Source organism: Lysinibacillus agricola (genome assembly GCF_016638705.1).
Taxonomy (GTDB): Bacteria; Bacillota; Bacilli; order Bacillales_A; family Planococcaceae; genus Lysinibacillus; species Lysinibacillus agricola.
In genome coordinates, this window is record NZ_CP067341.1 from 3394443 (window position 1) to 3414392 (window position 19950).

General features: G+C 33.8%; 18 protein-coding genes and 2 pseudogenes. 14 read left to right on the forward strand and 6 right to left on the reverse strand.

What is annotated here, in order from left to right:
• Positions 1-24 precede the first annotated feature (24 nt).
• The 7 genes and pseudogenes from FJQ98_RS16875 to FJQ98_RS16905 all read left to right on the forward strand — a co-directional run.
• Positions 25-1935: a DNRLRE domain-containing protein gene (locus tag FJQ98_RS16875; protein WP_053595622.1), complete on the forward strand. Its 1911-nt coding sequence runs from the start codon at positions 25-27 to the stop codon at positions 1933-1935.
• A gap of 21 nt (positions 1936-1956) precedes the next feature.
• A complete protein-coding gene (locus FJQ98_RS16880) occupies positions 1957-2406 on the forward strand; it encodes a hypothetical protein (RefSeq protein WP_053595621.1) in 450 nt (149 codons plus the stop codon).
• Positions 2407-2423: 17 nt separating this feature from the next.
• A complete protein-coding gene (locus FJQ98_RS16885) occupies positions 2424-2711 on the forward strand; it encodes a hypothetical protein (RefSeq protein WP_053595620.1) in 288 nt (95 codons plus the stop codon).
• A 46-nt stretch (positions 2712-2757) separates the two neighbouring features.
• Positions 2758-3225, forward strand: a complete 468-nt coding sequence (locus FJQ98_RS16890; RefSeq protein WP_053595619.1) for a hypothetical protein — start codon at positions 2758-2760, stop codon at positions 3223-3225.
• Positions 3226-3421: 196 nt separating this feature from the next.
• On the forward strand, positions 3422-3868 hold the full coding sequence (locus FJQ98_RS16895) for a hypothetical protein (RefSeq protein ID WP_053595618.1): 447 nt from the start codon (positions 3422-3424) through the stop codon (positions 3866-3868).
• Positions 3869-3885: 17 nt separating this feature from the next.
• Positions 3886-4167 (forward strand): phage holin, encoded by a 282-nt coding sequence (locus FJQ98_RS16900; RefSeq protein WP_198926908.1) that lies wholly within the window; start codon positions 3886-3888, stop codon positions 4165-4167.
• Positions 4167-4640: pseudogene (locus tag FJQ98_RS16905) on the forward strand (peptidoglycan recognition protein family protein); the annotation flags it as partial. The gene FJQ98_RS16900 and the pseudogene FJQ98_RS16905, both read left to right, overlap by 1 nt.
• Before the next feature lie 492 nt (positions 4641-5132).
• On the opposite strand, the gene yfkAB (FJQ98_RS16910) reads toward FJQ98_RS16905, so the two are convergent.
• Together yfkAB (FJQ98_RS16910) and FJQ98_RS16915 are read right to left on the reverse strand one after the other, a co-directional pair.
• Entirely contained in the window at positions 5133-6236 is a 1104-nt protein-coding gene (yfkAB, locus tag FJQ98_RS16910) for a radical SAM/CxCxxxxC motif protein YfkAB (RefSeq protein WP_053595616.1), read from the reverse strand.
• A 61-nt stretch (positions 6237-6297) separates the two neighbouring features.
• Positions 6298-6903, reverse strand: coding sequence for a recombinase zinc ribbon domain-containing protein (locus FJQ98_RS16915; RefSeq protein WP_053595615.1), 606 nt, complete (start codon positions 6901-6903; stop codon positions 6298-6300).
• Between the two features lie 127 nt (positions 6904-7030).
• Here FJQ98_RS16915 and yfkAB (FJQ98_RS16920) point away from each other — a divergent pair.
• Positions 7031-7909 (forward strand): annotated as a pseudogene (gene yfkAB, locus FJQ98_RS16920) (radical SAM/CxCxxxxC motif protein YfkAB); the annotation flags it as partial.
• A gap of 109 nt (positions 7910-8018) precedes the next feature.
• Here the strand turns inward: yfkAB (FJQ98_RS16920) and FJQ98_RS16925 are convergent.
• From FJQ98_RS16925 to FJQ98_RS16935, 3 genes are all read right to left on the reverse strand, one after another.
• Positions 8019-8978, reverse strand: coding sequence for an Rpn family recombination-promoting nuclease/putative transposase (locus FJQ98_RS16925; protein WP_053595614.1), 960 nt, complete (start codon positions 8976-8978; stop codon positions 8019-8021).
• A gap of 265 nt (positions 8979-9243) precedes the next feature.
• Positions 9244-10251, reverse strand: coding sequence for an LLM class flavin-dependent oxidoreductase (locus tag FJQ98_RS16930; protein WP_053595613.1), 1008 nt, complete (start codon positions 10249-10251; stop codon positions 9244-9246).
• Between the two features lie 73 nt (positions 10252-10324).
• Positions 10325-10750 (reverse strand): hypothetical protein, encoded by a 426-nt coding sequence (locus FJQ98_RS16935; protein WP_053595612.1) that lies wholly within the window; start codon positions 10748-10750, stop codon positions 10325-10327.
• 215 nt (positions 10751-10965) lie between these two features.
• Here FJQ98_RS16935 and FJQ98_RS16940 point away from each other — a divergent pair, with 215 nt between their 5' ends.
• From FJQ98_RS16940 to FJQ98_RS16965, 6 genes are all read left to right on the forward strand, one after another.
• Positions 10966-11733 carry a TSUP family transporter gene (locus FJQ98_RS16940; RefSeq protein ID WP_053595611.1) on the forward strand — a complete coding sequence of 256 codons (768 nt, stop codon included), beginning with the start codon at positions 10966-10968 and terminating at the stop codon, positions 11731-11733.
• Positions 11734-12429: 696 nt separating this feature from the next.
• Entirely contained in the window at positions 12430-12948 is a 519-nt protein-coding gene (sigV, locus tag FJQ98_RS16945; RefSeq protein WP_053595609.1) for an RNA polymerase sigma factor SigV, read from the forward strand.
• On the forward strand, positions 12941-13828 hold the full coding sequence (gene rsiV / locus FJQ98_RS16950; protein WP_053595608.1) for an anti-sigma-V factor RsiV: 888 nt from the start codon (positions 12941-12943) through the stop codon (positions 13826-13828). The genes sigV and rsiV overlap by 8 nt, the downstream gene beginning before the upstream one ends.
• A gap of 170 nt (positions 13829-13998) precedes the next feature.
• On the forward strand, positions 13999-15072 hold the full coding sequence (locus tag FJQ98_RS16955) for an endospore germination permease (RefSeq protein ID WP_246494227.1): 1074 nt from the start codon (positions 13999-14001) through the stop codon (positions 15070-15072).
• A gap of 54 nt (positions 15073-15126) precedes the next feature.
• A complete protein-coding gene (locus FJQ98_RS16960; protein WP_053595606.1) occupies positions 15127-16587 on the forward strand; it encodes a spore germination protein in 1461 nt (486 codons plus the stop codon).
• A complete protein-coding gene (locus FJQ98_RS16965; protein ID WP_053595605.1) occupies positions 16584-17741 on the forward strand; it encodes a Ger(x)C family spore germination protein in 1158 nt (385 codons plus the stop codon). Before FJQ98_RS16960 ends, FJQ98_RS16965 begins: the two co-directional genes overlap by 4 nt.
• Before the next feature lie 61 nt (positions 17742-17802).
• Here the strand turns inward: FJQ98_RS16965 and FJQ98_RS16970 are convergent, their stop codons facing one another.
• Positions 17803-19560, reverse strand: a complete 1758-nt coding sequence (locus tag FJQ98_RS16970; RefSeq protein ID WP_053595604.1) for an ABC transporter ATP-binding protein — start codon at positions 19558-19560, stop codon at positions 17803-17805.
• Positions 19561-19950 lie beyond the last annotated feature (390 nt).

The window sequence follows — 19950 nt, forward strand, 5'->3', positions numbered from 1 at the left end:
TACAATGTGATTGGATGTGGTTATATGGAGGAAATAAAAAACAATTCCTCTCAATCAAATGAAGATGGAATATTAATTGAACCTATTGAAAATTCATCTTTCATAAAAATTGAATATGAAGTTAAACCAAATAATAGATTTAAAGCAAAGTATAAATTATATGCAATTGGAAATGAAGATGTTCTAACAGAGATAACTGTAAAACAGTTTAAAAATTCAGATGTTGTAACTGAAATAACACCTAGAGCTTTTGGTATCAGCGAAAAAGAAACATATATAAATATCGTCTATCGTGGTAACTCAGATATTGTAACAGAGATACAACCTTACATACATAATTTCATTGAAGTGGAAATCGAAATACCTCCTCATAATAGAATGTCAGCCATTTATGATATACAACAGCCACCTATCGTCACAGACATCTTTAATCCTACTCAGGACGCATTTACTCGTGAAAAATTAGAATATCAATCTATTAACTATGGTGATTACCAATCTATGATTGTTGGACGTAGTGAAGATGATATTTGGCGTTCATTTGTACAATTTGATTTAAAGTTTACTCATTCGTCCTATATTTTAACTGACGCTAAATTAAGGTTGCATTATGATGGCGTAATTTCAAAAGATGTCGTTTTAGAAATACTTAATGCAGATAGAGAATGGTCAGAATACAGTATCACTAATTTAAATAGACCTACTCCTATTAAGTTAATTTCGAATCAGTTTACTATCAATGAAGATTTAAAATTTATAGAATTCAATGTATTCGATATTGTTAAAGACTGGGTATCATTAAAACAAGCTAATAATGGATTCATAATTCGCACATCAGTAGAAACCTCTAATAATTCCGTAACTTTTAAAACAAGAGAATCATCACTACCTCCAGAATTAATTGTGGATTATTACGATTCTAGAATTTTCAGCACTGGCAGAAGCGATGTAATAACAGAACTATTTGTTTATAAAAATGGTGAATCAGATAAACTTACTGAAATTACTGTAGGATCAACCTATGAATCATCAGACAGAGAAGCAACTATTTATGTACATAGAAAAGAATTTCCTCTGGATGAGGACATAGTTGTTGAAATTACAGTTACTAAAGAATTCATTCCTGTTGAATTGACAGTGGCTATTCCTGATAAGAGTGATATACCTACCACTATTGACGTTAGACTACAAGATAAAGATGACAAAGTTATAGCTGAAATTACGGTAAGTAAACCAGATGTGCTAACTGAAATTTCTTGTATGAGAAAAGATCATTCTGAATTTATATCTACAATATCCATTAGTAAACCTGATATAAATGTCGAAATTACTGTACCAATAAAAGATTCAAGTGATATATACGTAGAAATAGAAGCAAATGACGTTCACTCTAATGAGATACTAACTGAGCTTATTGTAAGTCGTGAATCAGTTTACACTGAAATTACACCAAGAGTTAAGTCAGATAGCAGCTTATATGCTGAGATAACAGTAAGTAAACCTGATACTCTAGCTGAAATTTATGTTACTTATTCTAGTGATATATTAGTTGAAATTGAAGCTAATATTAAAAGTGATATTCCAATCGAAATTTGCGTCTCTAAACAAAATATTGAAACAGAAATTGAAGTTAGAGCACATGATGGTAGCCAGACAAATTCCGAAATTTTTGTTGTTTTTACAGATGATATATTAGTTGAGATAACTTCAAATGCTACAAGTCAAATTCATACTGAAATCAATATTAACGCTATTAGTCAGATTAATGCTGAAATTACTATCTCTAAGCCAAACATACTTATTGATATTACTGTTCCAACCAGAGATGAATCTGAAGTTTTAGTAACTATTGAGCCACGTATTTTAACTGTAGACAACATCCATACAATAATTACTGTAAACGGTAAAGTATCAGGATATGCGTTTATTATGTAAAGAAAAAGGAGAAAGATAATTATGATGATGAAGAATTACGAAATTGGAGAATTACAATCATTTTTGTTCAATTTAATTTTAAAAGGTAAAGAATCTAGAATGCGAACACGTTTTATTAGTTTATTAGATAATCAAATAGAATTAATAAAAAAAGAAAGACAACTATTAATTAATGACTATGCTTCTAAAGATGATAAAGGAGATATAGTTACAGAAACAAAAGTGATAAATGATAGAGAGGAAATGATTGTTATATTCCCTTCTATTGATGCAGAAAAAGAAGCACAAATGCAAATTATGCTGATGATGGATGAGGATTTTATTATTGAAGAAACCGTAGATAAAATTGAAATGCTTAAAACTTTACAGAATATAATCTTAAACTGTGATTTAGAGTTTACTGGTCAAAAGGCAGTTCTGTATGATAGATTCTGTGAAATATTTGAAGAAATATATTTACTTGAAGACTAATTAAAGGAGGTGATTTAATGACAGTTCAGGTAGAATACATAAATTATAATGAAACAATTCAATCTGCTAAAGTTCCAATCGAGAAAGATGTTTATCAAGTAATTACTCCTGTTGTGAAGAAAGTAGAAATAAACGGAAAAGAAGAAATTGAACACTACATTGAAATTACTTTGCATGATGAGCGTCTAAGCAATACTATTACCAAACGATATGAACAAAAAGAAATGCTTGAGTATATTCGACTTTTACAAAGAATGGTGAAAGAAATTATGATTGAAGATGTTACTAGTAATTCTAAGTGTTAAATTAAAAAATACATAATTATAAAAATTAGAAAAGAGGAATTTATTTATGAAATACCGTGTAATTAAGGATATCAAAGAGAATGTTTACTCTGTTACATTTGAAGTTGTAGAACAGTCACCAGAATTTATTGAAGCAGTATCAGATCGAGGTCAAAAAGTTTTAAATGTCGGAGGTAAATTTACTAAGAAGATTATTGAAAATATAATCACTAAAGTTCCAATTGTAGATGAAAAAGGAGACCCTGTTTTAGATGATTCTGATAACCCTACCTTTAATGAAGTTTCAACTCCTACTGAACGCGAAGAAGTTTTGTTGAATATCGGTGATTCTTTCAAGTACTTCCCTAAAGAATTACCATTCACAAAATCCTTCTCTAAGAGTCAATATAATGAGAACGTGGAAGATGTAGCTAATTTATATGAAATTACTTTACGTGAACGTATTGATAAATTAATTGATGAATTAAAATCAGACGTAGATAATTTCAGCGGTACTAGTGAATATATTCGGTAACGTTTAATAATATACACATTTTATCTAAAAATAAGTGTATAACTATACATATAATACGAATAAATAACGTATAAAAGTAATAAAAGTGTATTAAAATGCATCAAATTAAAAGTGAATCAGGAAATTCAGTTTAGAGTAGGTGTGAGTTAATCCCTCCCCTACTCTTTTATTATTTTGATAAAAGTCGGTGATTAAATTGGAAAATGAAAAGCTTGGTGAAAGATTGGCAAGCGTGGAAACAGAATTAAAAAATCAAGACAATAGACTTTCTAATATGGAAAAAGATAAAGAGTTACTTTATCGTTTGACAGTTGTATCTGAACAGCAGCAAGAAATGAATAAAAATCAACAAATACAACTAAATAAAATGGACGAAAATCAGCAAAGACAATTAAACAAAATGGATGAAACATTCAATAACATCAATATCAATTTGACTAAATTAAATATGTCTCAAGATGAATTACAAAACAATGTTAAAACTATTGGTAAACGTGTTGATGGTATTGAGGAGGATTTGAAAGTTGAAACTAACAAAGGAACAATATCATTCAATGAAATTTTATCTAAGTATCTTTTATGGTGGATCATGATTCCAACTGTAATTGTCGGTGCTTGGATACTTTTTAAATTAGGACTATAAGAAAGGAATTGATAAATTTGAAAATCAACTGGAAGGTAAGAAAAAATAATCCTCAATTTTGGATTACATTAGGATTATCGATAATTACTCCTCTATTTGCCTACTATGGAATTACTGGAGCAGATCTAACTACTTGGAGAAGTGTATGGTATTTAGTTGTAGACGCAGTTTCTAATCCATACGTTCTAGCTTTAATTGGAGTAAGTACATATAACGCTATTCTAGACCCTACTACAGCTAATTTAAGTGATTCTAAAAAAGCTTTAACGTATGTCAAACCGAAGCGAGATGATATTTAATGGTAATAATTAAACAAAACTTAGTATCCTCTAGCAAATATAGCATCAAATGTCCTTATTCTATGAATGCTAAATTCATCACAGTACACAATACAGCCAATGATGCACCTGCAGCTAACGAAATTTCGTACATGATTAGTAATAACAATCAGGTGTCCTATCATGTCGCTGTGGACGACAAAGAGGTTATTCAAGCTATTCCTTTCGATCGTAATGCTTGGCATTGTGGGGATGGCGGAGGAGTTAATGATCCTGACGCTCTAACTAAAGGTAATCGCCTTTCTATTGGTGTTGAAATATGCTACAGCAAAAGTGGCGGTGCTCGTTACACAATCGCTGAAGAAAATGCTGTCCAATACATCGCTAAGTTATTAAAGCAATTTGGTTGGGGTATTGAGCGAGTAAAAAAACACCAAGATTGGTCAGGTAAATTATGTCCTCATCGAATTTTAAGTGAGGAACGTTGGAATAGTTTCTTGAAACGTATAGAAGATACAATGAATAACAAAAATGAAGTGACAGAAAAGGATGATGATAAAATGAAATTTACGAATGAGACAACTAAAGCAGCAGTACGTGATCACATTAAACAAACAATAGATAAAAAGTTAATTGATAAGTCATGGTTGGATAAATTTGACACTGGAACTATGACAATCGGTGATTATGAAGGATTGAAGCTTATCATTGCACAGCGTAGTAATTAACAACAAAGCCTACTAGACTATGTGACTCGCGAACAAGTATCAACAATGATTCATCGTATGGATCAATTTAATACTAAGAAGTTTAGTAAGTAGTTAATATTACATATATGAGCATGATGTACAAATAGCATTCTAATCAAATACATATCATAAAAGGTCAAATTAACACAAAATCAATCCCTATCCAACTAATATTACGGATAGGATTTTTTTCTTTAATAATTTATAGAAAATGTGAGTATAGCTTTCTCTTAATATTTATTTTACAGAACCACTTTTAAAAGTTTTGTCTGGATAGTACATGTTTTTAACTATAATATTAGAACCTAAACATTTAACAGACGGACAATGACAGTTAATACTGTTAGAAATATTAGTATTCAACCATTTATCATAAATATTCTTCAATGATTCCTCTTTAATATTACCCAATGCTGCCCCATCATCAGTGAAATCTGATACAGAAATATCTCCTGAAAAAATATTTAAATTCATTCGTGATCTTCCATCAACATCGTTTCTAATAGTTGTATTTGGAGTTCCATTAATTCTTTCTAATAAAGCTAAATCACGCTTATCAGAACTACAAGCATAGAATGGCAATGTACCGAATAATACCCAAATGTTTTCATTTCTAAAGTCAAGTATGTTATTGACTGTATCTCTATATTCATCTAATCCTATAGTTTCTAAGTTTTCAGCGTAGTCACTTGAATACATAGGATGAATTTCGTGCCTTTTACAAAGCATTTCACTAGCTACTTCATTATGAATCTTCTCAAGATAAGGGACTGTATTGCGATTCAACATAGTCTCTGCTGATACAAACATTCCACCTTTTGAAAGTTCCCTAGCATTATCTAAAATGTTTCTGTATAATTCCGCTCTTTTTTGTACAGGAGGTTTTCTATCCATCATTGCAAATCCTGTTTCGACAAATTCCTCTTCATTACACCAGTTATGAGAAATATGCATAACGTCTAAATATGGTGCAACCAATTCATAGTGATCCATAGGTAATGTTAAATTTGAATTGATTTGAGTTTTAATGTTTCTGCCTTTAGCATACTTCAAAAGTGGTAATAAATTATCTCTAATCCCCTTCTTAGTAAGCAATGGCTCTCCGCCAGTAAAACTCATTGTACGTAAAGTTTCAACTTCATCTAATTGTCTAATAATATCATCTATTGGAAGTGAATTTGCTTCTTTTGTTGTTAGTGCATAACCAACAGCACAATGAGCGCACCTCATGTTACATAAATTAGTAGTGGTAAATTCAATGTTTGATAGAGTCAGTCTTCCATACTTCTCAATGTCATGATAGCTTTCCCATGTGTCATACGGTTTATATATAGTATTCATGATTAAAAAATCTCCCTTTCTGCTATACAATTTTCGCATAGTTTAGGGAGATAATAAAGGGTTAGTTATTATATGTTATCTTAAAAGTTTCATTTTCATAAACTTTGATATGATCAATTAACGCTGAAAGTAATTTTTCTGTAAAGTCAGTAATTCCAGTATCTTTAGTAATTTGTCTCAGTAAATCACTTTCAAGTATGGTAGAGACTTCAGTATCACAAAATTCTTTTGACTTTAACCTTCCTGAGCAAATGTATCTTACGTTTTTACCTCCCTTCCTAGCATAAATTTTACCGCATTTAGAACAAATAATTTTTCTTCTGAATAACATCTCCATATTTGTTTTGTCTATTTTATCTAACTTTCCAATTCTTTTCTTCAAAATGTATTCAATTAAATCTTCATCGAAATCTAAATTATATTTGTTTAATAAATACTCTGTGAAATCTTCAAATTGCAACTGATGCTTTTTCAAAAATGAACACATTGCTGCGTAATTATACCCAACTGTTATGACAATATTTGCAATGTAAAACGAACTATCATATCTATTGATAAAATATGTCTTAAACATTGTTACTGCTTTCTTGTTTTTATCGCCTACTCTTTTCAGTTGATTCTGAGTAAGTGACTTCAAAAACATTATGTTATTGATTGGATTTGCCATTTTATCGAATTGCTCTGCGAATTCAGCAAAAGCATCTGATACTATATTTGCTTGATTACGTATTTCTTCAAAATAGTTAGCCTTAATATCAAATTCCTGTTTTACTTTTATTAAACCATTTATATCTTCTGTAACTACAGGAGAACCGATGATGTCTAAGAAATCCGTTCAAAACTATGTATTGCCTTTATTGAAATATGCGCATGGACGAGGCGTGCGAACACAAATCAACTCTAACCTAACAATGGAGCCCGAACGTTATTTACTGATTGCACCGTATTTAGATGTGCTACATATTTCACATAACTGGGGTACGATCGATGAATTCGTCGAAACAGGCTTTGCCATGATGGAGCGAAAGCCAACTTATGAACAGCGTGCAGCTTTGTTCCAACGCATGATTGATAACTCAAAAATGCTTGCAGAGCACGGTGTAATGGTATCGGCGGAAACAATGTTAAACAAAAAAACTTTACCATACTTAGAGCATATCCATCATCAAATCATCAACGAAATGAAATGTGCACGCCATGAGGTGCATCCGATGTACCCTTCAGATTTTGCAAGTGCCCTTACGTCTCTATCACTTGAGGAAACTCGTCATGCGATCCATCATTTACTAGATGTCCGTGATAAAAACACTTGGATGCTTTTTGGCACGCTACCTTTCTATCCATGTAGCATGAATGAAGAAGATCAAAAGCTCCTAAAACGACTAAGGGAAGAAAAAAACGTGACGATGCGTAATGATCCTGATGGTCGCTCACGCTTAAATGTTAATATATTTACTGGTGATGTCATTGTGACAGACTTTGGCGACACACCAGCGCTTGGCAATATTGCGAACGACGAATTACCAGCGATTTTTGATAAATGGATGGCAACAGATTTAGCGAAATCACTAAACTGTCACTGTCCAGCAGTCAAATGCTTAGGACCTAACGTCCTTGTTAAAAATATGTATTATAAAGATGCAGGGTTTGTTAGTGGCTCTGCTATAGTGTAAAATGAAAAATATCCAATGCATACATTTGCATTGGACATTTTTTATAGGATTTATGAAATTTTCGCCTTAACAATAAATGTTCTATTAAGCTATTATCTGTTGCTTCTTCTTATTCCTGATGTAAATTTAGACTTTTTATTCTTTCAATTTCTTCTCTCGATAAGCCTAATAAATCCATTATTTCTTCAATCGGTTCATGACGTTTTAGTAGTTTTTTCACTAACTCTATTTGCGCTTGTTTACGCCCTTGCTCTAGTCCTTGTTCTCTTCCCTTGTTGATTCCATCAATGTAACGGGCTTCTTCATCTAAGATATACTTTAAACGAGACTGGTAAGCAAGAATTGTTTCAGGGGATTGACTGATTTCTTCCCATGTATCAAATGCTGCGCGCAAGTTTTCATCCTTCATCGCTAACTCCTCCAATTCACGATATATCTCTGCATAAACTTTCTTTTTGCGACCATCGACCATACCAAGTAATAACAACCATCGAATTAATATGTCATCAAGAGCATCTAATTTTTCTTCATGCCAGAGAGTAATAAACTTGTTCATTTCTATAAAGTGAATTTCTAGTACATCTTCTTCTGGCATTAACCTCGATAATGTTGTGTCTTCATAAAGATGATACGTACTATGATAAGATTTATTATCTTTAAACATTGTAAAATTACATATATTGATCGTAATGGTTGGGCGTAATTCACTATATCCCATCCCTCTAGCTAGTTGTGACTCATACATTTTTGCCCAATAATATAGCGTTCTCTTTGTCATATCATGCTGATTGGATAGTTGAATTTCTACATTGATAAAGTCATCATTTTGTGTTTTTACAAGAATATCGAGCCTAGATTGTTTATCGTCCTGATATTCACCGCCCAATTCTTGCTGAATAAATGTTACTTCTTTAATAGTATCTCGTCCGGTTAGCTTTAATACCGCATTCAAAAAAACAATTGTCATTTTTTTATTTTTTTCATTTCCGAACAATTGCTTGAAGGCAAAATCAACCTTCAAATCAAAAAACTTTTCTAACGGAATTCTTCGTATTGCTTTTCGATTCATCAGGAATCACCTCTTTTTTATTACTATTATTATAGCATGGGCGTGCTATTAGACCTCTTTAAAACTTCAAAAACGTATTTGGCTCTTAAATATCTTTAAAAGTCTTCGGAAGCAACTAATTTTATATAAGAAAAGCCATGTTCACTTAACTGAACATAGCTCCTTTATTTCCAAAACTTCGTATCTCTTGCTAATTAGTAAGTTCAATATAAAACTTAAAGCAATAATTAAGCAATTCTTCTTTCTGCAAGTACTCCCGCCGCCGCTAAAGTAGTGGGGTTCTTATTAATTCCTTTGCAAGTAGCCTATAAGTATTCAAGCGACTTTCTAGTGCGTATTGGTTGCAGTTAAGCATCACTTCGTCAAATCCATATTGCTCTTGCTCTGCTACTAAAAATTCAGCGATTTCCTTCGGTGTTCCGACAAGATTAGCTTTTCGATTATTGGCGATTGTCATTTTATCCAACTCCGTAAGTGGATAATTCTTTGCTTCCTCAGGTGAAATCGCTTGAATGATTTGTCCCTTCATGAGATGGAGACGTGTAATATCAATCGGCTTTGCCAAATATTCCGCTTCCTCTAACGTATCTGCAACTGTCGCCGCATAGGTAACGATAATTTGTGGCTTCTCCATATAATAGGAAGGTATAAAGTAATCTCTATACGTATCAAATATATCCTTTGACATATTGCCAGTGAAAAACTGCGCATATGAATAACCTACACCTAATCTTCCTGCCTGCATAGCGCTTTGGCCACTAGATCCAAGTAACCAAGCCTCAGGTAATTGGATATTCACAGGTGCCGCTATCACTTGATCATAGACATCTTCCCCTGTTTTTTGATTATTCATCAGTTTTAAAATGATTTCGAGCTTATCGTATTGCTCTGTAAAACGCTGTCTTCGTCCCTCTGCTAGTGCATAAATAGAGGCATGGTCACCACCAGGGGCTCTGCCCACGCCAAAATCAATACGATTCGGTGCTAAGCCACTTAATGTTTTAAAGACCTCTGCCAGCTTATATGGAGAATAGTGCATCATCATCACGCCTCCAGTACCGATACGAAGACGTTTTGTTTTCGCTGCTAAGAAAGCCGCTGTAACCTCGGGAGCTGAACTTGCCAGTGAATGGCTATTATGGTGCTCCGCTAACCACATACGATGATAGCCAAGCTCTTCACCTAAGAGCGCTATTTGTTCTGTACGCCGAAAGGCCTCCTCAGCAGTATGATCTTTTGGTATAGGCATTTGATCTAAAATACTTAATCTCATTGAAAACACCCTCTCTGTCTAAGCATTCCTCCCTACTGTAATATAGGAAGTTCTTTTTACAAAGCAAAAGACCTTACTCATAGGCAAGCCGTTTTGCATGCCATGTGTCATAAACCATGCCAATAAGCAACTGGTTTTGTTCTGGACTCAATACGACATCATTAAATTTCATTGCATAAACTGTAAATTGTTCGGTTTGTTCATCTACTACGAACTGTAAAATGGCATGTCCTTTTTCATCTTCAAATGTAATATCACCTGATAATTCGACAACATGCTCCCCAGTTTTTGCCTGATAATATCGCCAATAGGGTTCAAAAAATGCGTAATTAAATGCATTCCTAACAGATACATCTGAAAAATTCCCCAAATACCCTTCTTTTACAGTATCGATATATTCATTATCAGTTATATCTTTTTTGACATTATACACACATCCGACAAGTAGCCCCATACAAACAACACAAATAAATACTCTTACATGATTTCCTAAACTCAAATGTCATCACGCCCCTTTACGCAAAAAACACAATCACCTACATAATACATTAAAATTTGTACATAAAGTAGAATATTTTAGATTTTTACAGAATTTAAAAATATCAAAAAAGCTTAAATCCTCAAAATTAATAGAAAAATATAATTTAAGCTATTTACAGTTACTTTTCATTTCGCTACTATCAGATTATTATTATAGAAAAGAGATGACCTGCTGTGCCTTTTGATTTAGATGTAAACATTTTACTCATTCTTATCTTTTTTGGCTTTCTAGCCGCATTTATCGATTCTGTTGTAGGAGGCGGCGGGCTTATTTCATTACCAGCTCTTATGTTTGTTGGACTTCCACCGTCTGCAGCCGTGGCAACAAATAAATTAGCAGGCACTATGGGGTCATTAACAAGTACTGTGACATTTTATAGCTCTGGAAAATTAGATATTAAATCTGTTTATAAATTGTTCCCTTTTGTTTTTATAGGTTCAATGTTTGGTGCATGGATTGTCCATCTTATGGATCCTAGCGTTCTAAAACCGCTAATGCTTGTCATGCTAGCAGCCGTGGCTATTTACACTATTTTCAAAAAAGACTGGGGTAGCATTTCTACCTATAAAAAATTAACACCTAAACGTTACGCACTTTTTGTGATGATCATTACCTTAATTGGCTTCTATGATGGCTTTTTAGGGCCAGGGACAGGCTCATTTCTACTATTCGCCTTTTTAATAGTTGGCTTTGACTTTTTAAAATCAGCAGGCAATGCCAAATTCTTAAATTTTGGAAGTAATATCGCAGCCCTTCTTATGTTTATATACTTAGGGCAAATAAATTATGCCTATGGTTTGCCAATGGGACTTGCACAAATCGCTGGAGCAATTGTTGGTTCTAAATTTGCCATTAAACGTGGTAGCGGGTATGTACGTAATTTATTTATCGTTGTGACAATCCTATTACTTTTGAAAAATACATATGACTATTTTTCATAATTGATTTGTTATATCTTTAAAAACCAAATTAAGCGATGCAATTATATTGATTGCATCGCTTAATTTGGTTTGTATGTTGTTTTAGTGTGACACTACTTTACAATCAAAGTAGTCAATTCTCAATTTGAGTATAGATTTGAATATGCCACTCCCTTTTTAGCCTTTTTCTAGCCTAAAATTCTTAGGAAAAGTTTCGTTGCAGTCAAATAAGTTTAAGGATATTTTTTTCGATTGCTCTTCCGCCTATTCAGATGCTCTTCCTTCTCCAAATAACACCGTTGCAACATCATTTCCAATTGTAACCAAATTACTCTTTCCCCTTTCTAAACAATTGTAAAAGGTATATAATTTGCTATGTTTTTCACCAACATAAAATATACAGCAAAGCATTATGGTGGGAGACTTATTGCCCGTTAATACGGGATAAAGTGAAACTTTAATCAGTGGAGGTTTCTTCATTCCCACTGATCTTCACCAATAGGGATTTTACAGTTTTTCTTTCACCTTATTCTTCGCTTTCACTTAAAGGGAGACCTACTACCCGTTAATGCGGGATAAATTACTATAAACCTATTACTTGTCTTTGATGTTAACAAAATAAGATAAGTTTTTTTATTGCTTTCAACTTTTTTTCCCCTTTCACACGTCTAGTAGTTGTATACAATTTGAAAATGTTAAAAAGGAGCTTCTTTGGACATGAAAACAAGAAATGCATTTCAACATGAAGAGGTGTTTGTCCAGTTTATTCGTGAACAGAAAGAACGTTTTTATTTGCTCGCGTATACCTATACGAAAAATGAACAGGACGCACTTGATGTTGTACAAGACAGTATTCAAAAAGCAATGCTTTCTCTCGATCGACTAGAAAATGTCGAGTATATGAAAAGCTGGTTTTATAAAATCGTCGTACGTACAGCCATTGATTTTTTACGTAAGCATAAACGCTTACAGGTGACAGACGATGATACATTGCAATATTTAACACCTGCACAAGAGGACGTCTACGAAAACGTGGATTTAGAGCATGCATTAGACGAATTACCTCTAATGTATCGAGAAGTTGTCATTTTACATTATTTTGAAGATTTAAAGCTCGCTGATGTTGCCAATATCCTTAACATTAAGCTGAGTACCGCTAAATCGCGTCTTTACAAAGCGTTAAAGCTATTGAAAATACAATTGCAAGATGCGAAGGGAGAAACAGCACATGGATGAAAAATTAAAAGAATTAGAAAAACAATATAATGAGGTACCCATTCCAAAGGAGCTCGATTTTGTGGTTGAAAACGCATTAAAGCAAGGCAAAAAGAAAAGAAAAAAACGTGTACCACAATGGTTACTTGGATCTGCAGCGGCTGCAATGCTTTTTACAGCTGGTTTAAATGTGAGTCCTGCCATGGCACGAACACTTTCAGAAATACCTGTTGTTGGCAGTGTCGTAAAAGTCTTAACTTGGACTGAATATGAAGTAAAAGAAGAGACATATGACGCAAACATTAAAGTACCTTCTATCGAAAACCTAGAAAATAAAGATCTTGCTAATACTTTAAATGAGAAATACCGTTCAGAAGGTAAAGCTCTTTATAATGACTTTATTACAGAAGTTGGTGATTTAAAGGCTAACGGTGGTGGCCATTTAGGCGTAGATAGTGGCTACGAAGTAAAAACAGATAATGACCAAATCTTGTCGATTGGTCGTTACACTGTCAATACAGTTGCATCCTCTTCTACAGTTATGCACTACGATACAATTGATAAACAAAATGAAATTTTAATTACACTGCCAATGCTATTTAAAGACGATAGTTATATTAAAACTGTCAGTGAAAACATTATTGAACAGATGCGTAATCAAGCTGCTTCCGACTCAGATAAAGTGTACTGGGTAAAAGGCGGAGGTCTTCCTGATGAAGAGGTTATTGACGGATTTACAGCTATTCACGCAGACCAGCAATTTTATATTTCTGATAAAGGGAAACTTGTGATCTCCTTCGATAAATATGAAGTAGCACCTGGCTATATGGGCTTACTGGAATTCGAAATCCCAACCGATGTCCTAAAAAATGATCTTGTAAGTTCTAAATATATTCATTAATTATTTGCTAATAATATAATTCCAAAATATGAGGTATTTGACGATTAAATTGTCAAATACCTCGTTTTTTTTTATAAGATTTCTTCTTTTAGAGGGATCTGTCAATGCTTATAATCCTCTCACTTTTTGTCTAAGCTAAAATGTATCAATTAACGTTAGAGGGTTTTCATATGAAAGGTCTAGGATCAATTAGTATTTTACATGTCGTTTTCTTATCCATGACTGTTATTGGCTTAAAAAACCATGTGACAATTATTCCACCGCTACTAGATGTTGCAGAGAGAGATGGCTGGGTATCTGTGATAATGGCCACAGTTATTATATTTTTTTGGCTATTCCTTTTAGTTTATATTCAAAAAAAGACAAATATGGAACCTATTAGGGACTGGTTAGATGCAAAAATTGGAAAAATAGGCTCTACCATTATCATTTACATTATAGCTATATATCTACTCATTCTCGCTGCCTTTACGATGGTTGAAACACTGCAATGGGTAAACACAACGTTTTTACCTCAAACTCCAGTCATTATATTATTACTCATTTATACAATTCTTTGTATGTTACTCGTTACAACAAGCTTACAAACCATTGTTATTTTAAATGTTTTTGTATTATTTGGTGTAGTAGTCTTTGGATTTTTTGTAGCATTTACAAATATACAGGTAAAAGATTACGAGTTATTACGTCCGTTTTTTGAACATGGATTCAAACCTGTTGTGAAAGGGATGATTTACCCGGCATCAGGATTTATTGAACTATTAATGCTTTTATTTTTACAGCACCAATTCAAAGAGCGTCTTCGTTGGTATCATTTTGGCATCATACTTTTCATTTTAATGGGGCTTACTTTAGGTCCACTCATGGGCGCAATTGCAGAATTTGGTCCAACCGAAGCTGCAAAGCAAAGATATCCTGCCTACGAGGAATGGGGACTAGTATCGATAGGTCGCTATATTGAGCATCTTGACTTTTTCTCTATTTACCAATGGCTTACCGGAACATTTATACGAGTTAGCTTCATCTTATATGTTATAGCGGATTTATTGAAAATGACTGGGGATCCAAAACGAATTTGGAAAATGCTTGCTCCCCCCTTCTTTCTACTTTGTCTGCCGCTAATTATTTTAAATGAAAAACATATTTTTTTGAAGGTGAAAGGGAACTATATATTAACAGCTACTTTTTATTTTCTTTTTTTTTTTGTCAATTTTTTTCGTAATAGTAGCTTCCTTTTCAGATAAATCTTCTAAAAAAGGAAAACCTGAAAAACAAGAAATGGAAAGTGGTGAATCATAATGCCTCAGCAGGAAAACGCTATAGACCTAAACACCTTAAAAAAACTATTTCAAAAATCAGCAGATATTCAATTTCAGGAATATACATTTAATCAAAAAAAGGTTCATTTCATTACCTGTGATGCAATGATAGACCAGCTACTGCTCAATGAGGTCATTATTCGGCGTGTTCAATTTCTTTATGACCATTTAGCTGATACATCCTTAGAAGAAAATATTACAAATCAACTTCATATCCCTACTCTTCAAAAAATCAAAGATAAAGAAGAAGCCATTACCTTTGTATATACTGGTTTCCTACTGCTTTATTTTGAAGAGGAAGAGCTTTTATATGCTAGTAATATTGCTAAAAAACCTAATCGAAATCCTGAAGAAACGAGAATGGAGGTTCTCGTTAAAGGGCCAAGGGATAACTTTATTGAAGACATCCGCGTCAACATTGCACTACTGCGAAAACGTTTACCTACGAACTCATTTTGTGTAGAAAAAGTGGAGTTAGGTAAACGTTCAAAAACAACCGTGGCTATTCTTTATTTTGACGATATTGTCGATATGGATATTTTACACGGAATTAAAAAGCAACTGGCAGCTGTAGATACAGATATTGTCTTTAGTGGAGATGTCTTAATGGAACGAATTAATAAAAACTCCAAGCTTTTCCCGAAATTCGATTACACCGGGCGACCCGATTATGCTATTCAGGCACTAATTAGAGGACGTTTTCTCATTTTCGTCGACGGTGTAGCATATGGCGTCATCACACCTGTGAATTTATTTTTATTATTAAAATCCGCGGAGGATAATGAATATCCTATCGTTTTCAGTTCTATAGAACGGATTTTGAGGATTCTTGGCATTTTAATTGGTTTGCTGTTGCCTGCATTTTGGCTTTCCCTAACGACTTATCATCAAAATCAACTACCATTCCAGCTTTTAGCAACCGTTGTCCAAGCCAAAACAGGTCTACCTCTCCCCTCCTCTCTCGAAATGCTACTAATGCTACTAATGTTTGAATTGTTTCGTGAAGCTGGCTTACGTCTGCCTTCTGTTATTGGAGGTACGATAAGTGTTGTTGGAGGTTTAATTATTGGTGATGCAGCCATTCGCGCAGGTGTGACAAGTCCAGAAATGATTGTAGTTATTGCGATCTCTACAATCGCATCATTTACTCTTGTTAACCAATCTCTTGTCACAACCATCAGTATATTGCGAATTACTTTCATTCTTGCCAGTGCTTTTTTTGGTTTATTTGGATTTTTTGTATCACTATACCTTACACTTCTTTACTTATGTAATATCCGAATCTATGGTTACTCTTACATGAATCTTGCAACAGATTTAAATTGGTCAACTATTAAAAAATCGATCTTCCGCTTATCACCAAAAGGCTACACTGAGCGTAATAAAGCACTTGCACCCCAAGATTACACTCGTACTTCTAAGAGTAAGGAACAGAAATGAAGAGAAATATTATTTTACTATCAAGCTTAGCTACTTCACTGCTTCTTTCAGGATGTTGGGATATTACGGAACCCCAAAGAATGGATTATGTTCATGGCATAGGTATAGATTATAAAGATGGTCAATATGAAATCTATATGCAATTAATTAACTTCGCCAATATTGCAAAATCTGAAAGGCTTAATCCTCAAGCAACACAGGCAGAGGTTGGACATTCTCAAGGAAAAACAATGGAAGAAGCAATTTTTAAATTATATCGATCCATCGACCAAAAAGTGTTTTGGGGGCATATGACTTACCTTATTTTCTCTGAAGAAGCAATGAAAAATGAAAATACCATCGCCATTATCGACAGTTTTTTGCGGCATAGTGAAACAAGGTATCAAATTTGGATCTATTGTACAAAGGATCCTATTCAAGACATCCTTCTTACAACGCCGATTTTGAATAAATCTCTTACATCGTCAAAGTTAAGTAATCCTTTAAATTCAAAAGAGCAAGAAACATTCATTGAGCCCGTTAATTTACGAAACTTAGTTATTGGCTTAAATGAACCAAGTCACGAAATTGGCATTCCTTATGTAAACATCAATAAAAACTGGGAAACGACAAATCGGCCAGCACAGGATATTGCTTTAATGGGGGTCGGGGTGCTATCTAAAAATGGATTTAAAGGCTTTATTGAAAATGAAGCTGCAAAAGGCATGCAATGGATGAATAATAGAACGCACAGAGGTGAATTAACCTTTAAGCTAGATGGTAACGAAAGTGATTATTTAACGACAACAATGAAAAAAATAAAGGTAAATATCAAACCACTTGTTAAAAATGATCAAGTAACATTTGAGGTAGATGTAAAATTAGATGCAACCCTAAATGGTTTCAAAACTAACGTTTCAGCAGAGGAAATAAGAAAAAAAATAATAAAAGAAGTGAAAAAAGAAATTAGAACAACGTATGAAGAAGCATTAGCGAAAGATATGGATATATATCGCCTTTCTGAACATCTATATCGAAAAAATGTGAAAGTATGGAGAAAATTAGAGAAGGATGGGAAAATCCCATTAACACCTAATTCCATTAGTAAATTAGAAATAGACGTTAACAATGTAAATCCTGGCCGAAAAACATTTGTAGAGACAATTAAAGAATAATCTAAGAAAAATCCCTCAAATTACATTACTATTTTGAGGGGATTTTTCAATCCGTTCGTCTTTAGTTTACTTCAACATACTCCTGCCTGGATGGCTCTTCTTGTCCCTTACGAAATTGAATATGATGGAGTTTAGCGAAAATTCCATTTTGTGCAACAAGCTCATCATAAGTTCCATCTTCTTCAATACCATTTGGTGTGACTACTAAGACTCGATCAGCATTGCGGATGGTTGCAAGTCGGTGAGCAATAACAAGGGTTGTTCGATTCTCCGCAAGCTCTGTTAATGACTGTTGGATAATCATCTCTGTTTCTGTATCCAAAGCAGAGGTTGCTTCGTCTAATATTAAAATCGGTGGGTTTTTTAGGAACATTCGTGCAATGGCAATTCGTTGCTTTTGTCCACCCGAAAGCTTTAAGCCACGCTCCCCTATTTGTGTCTCATAGCCATCTGGAAGCTCTGCTATGAATGCCTCTAAGTGTGCTTTTTTTGCCGCCTCACGAATTTCTTCCTCACTAGCACCTAATTTTCCATAGGCAATATTTTCTCGAATAGTACCTGTAAATAAGAAAACATCCTGCTGTACGATACCAATTTGCGAACGTAGTGAAGACTGAGTCATATTTCGCACATCAATGCCATCTATCGTAATGGCTCCACTACTTACATCATAAAATCTCGGAATTAAAGAACAAATCGTTGTTTTACCTGCACCAGATGGACCTACAAATGCAATCGTTTGTCCAGCCTGAATGTCAAAGGAAATATCCGTTAACACAGCTTTTGAAGTGTCATAATTAAATTGAACATCATTAAATGAAATATCTCCGTAAAGATGTGTAACTGACTTTGCTCCCTCACGATCTTGAATTTCTGGGTCTTGCTCTATTAACTCACGGAAGCGTTTAAAGCCTGCCATTCCCTTTGGATAAAGCTCTAGCAGTGCACTTATTTTATCGATTGGTTTAATGAGAACATTTGTATATAAAACAAAGCTTACTAGCTCACCATAAGATAGTTTGCCATTAAAGCTTAGCCATGCACCTACAACAAGTACGACTAACGTTAATAAACGTGTCATCATATAAATACTCGAGTGCGTTCCTGACATAATTTTATAAGCATACAATTTAGCAGAGCGGAAAAAGCCGTTTTGCTCCTTAAAGCGTTCAATTTCAAAAGCTTCATTTGTAAAGGATTTGACAACGCGTACGCCAGATACACTATCCTCTACACGGCCATTCACATCAGCAATTTTTCCATACATTGTTTTCCATGCGTTGTTCATTTTAATATTACTAAATGTAACAAGCCATGTTAAAAACGGCACCATAATCGCGGCGATTAACGCTAATGTTGGATTAACATTAAACATAATAGCAAAGGCCCCAATAAACGTCATTACGGCGATAAATAAATCCTCTGGCCCATGATGTGCAAACTCGCCGATATCAAATAAATCATTCGTAATACGGCTCATGATATGACCTGTTTTCGTATTATCAAAAAACCGGAATGATTGACGCTGGACATGTGTAAATAACTCTTGTCGCATATCTGTCTCGATATTAATACCTAGTTTATGCCCTAAGTAGTTGACGATAAAGGTAAGGACTGTGCTAAGTACATAAACAAGTAATAATAACACACTCACTTTGACGATCATGCCCCAGTCACCTGTAGGTAGTAGCCCGTCGATAAACCACTGAACAGCTAGAGGGAATGCAAGCTCTAAAATTGCCACAATGATTGCACTCGAAAAATCGATCACAAATAATCGTTTATGTGGCTTGTAATATGAAAAAAACTTTCTATACATGAATATCTCCTCTCTAAGTTGCTGAAATTTTTCACTTATCTCCAATAGTACCATTTGTTTGAACTGTTCGGAAAAGGATTTTTTCACCATAGCTTCACATTTTTATTTGCAATTGACTATAAGCATGCTATAATCCATGTATAAAGAATTGAATAGCTTTTGACAATTATGTCAAAGGGGAGTAGCTAGCAGATGTAAATGAAACATCTGATTTCACATTCGTCATTACATGGTCATTTGCCATCGGGTGTGAAGGCATATCTTTAATTATAAGATATTTTTCTGTGGTACTACAGTTAATTGCTTAGCAAGACCTTTGCCTATTTTTTTAGGCAGGGGTCTTTTTATTTTGCCTAAAAAAGGAAAGAATAAGTTAAAAGCAGTACATTC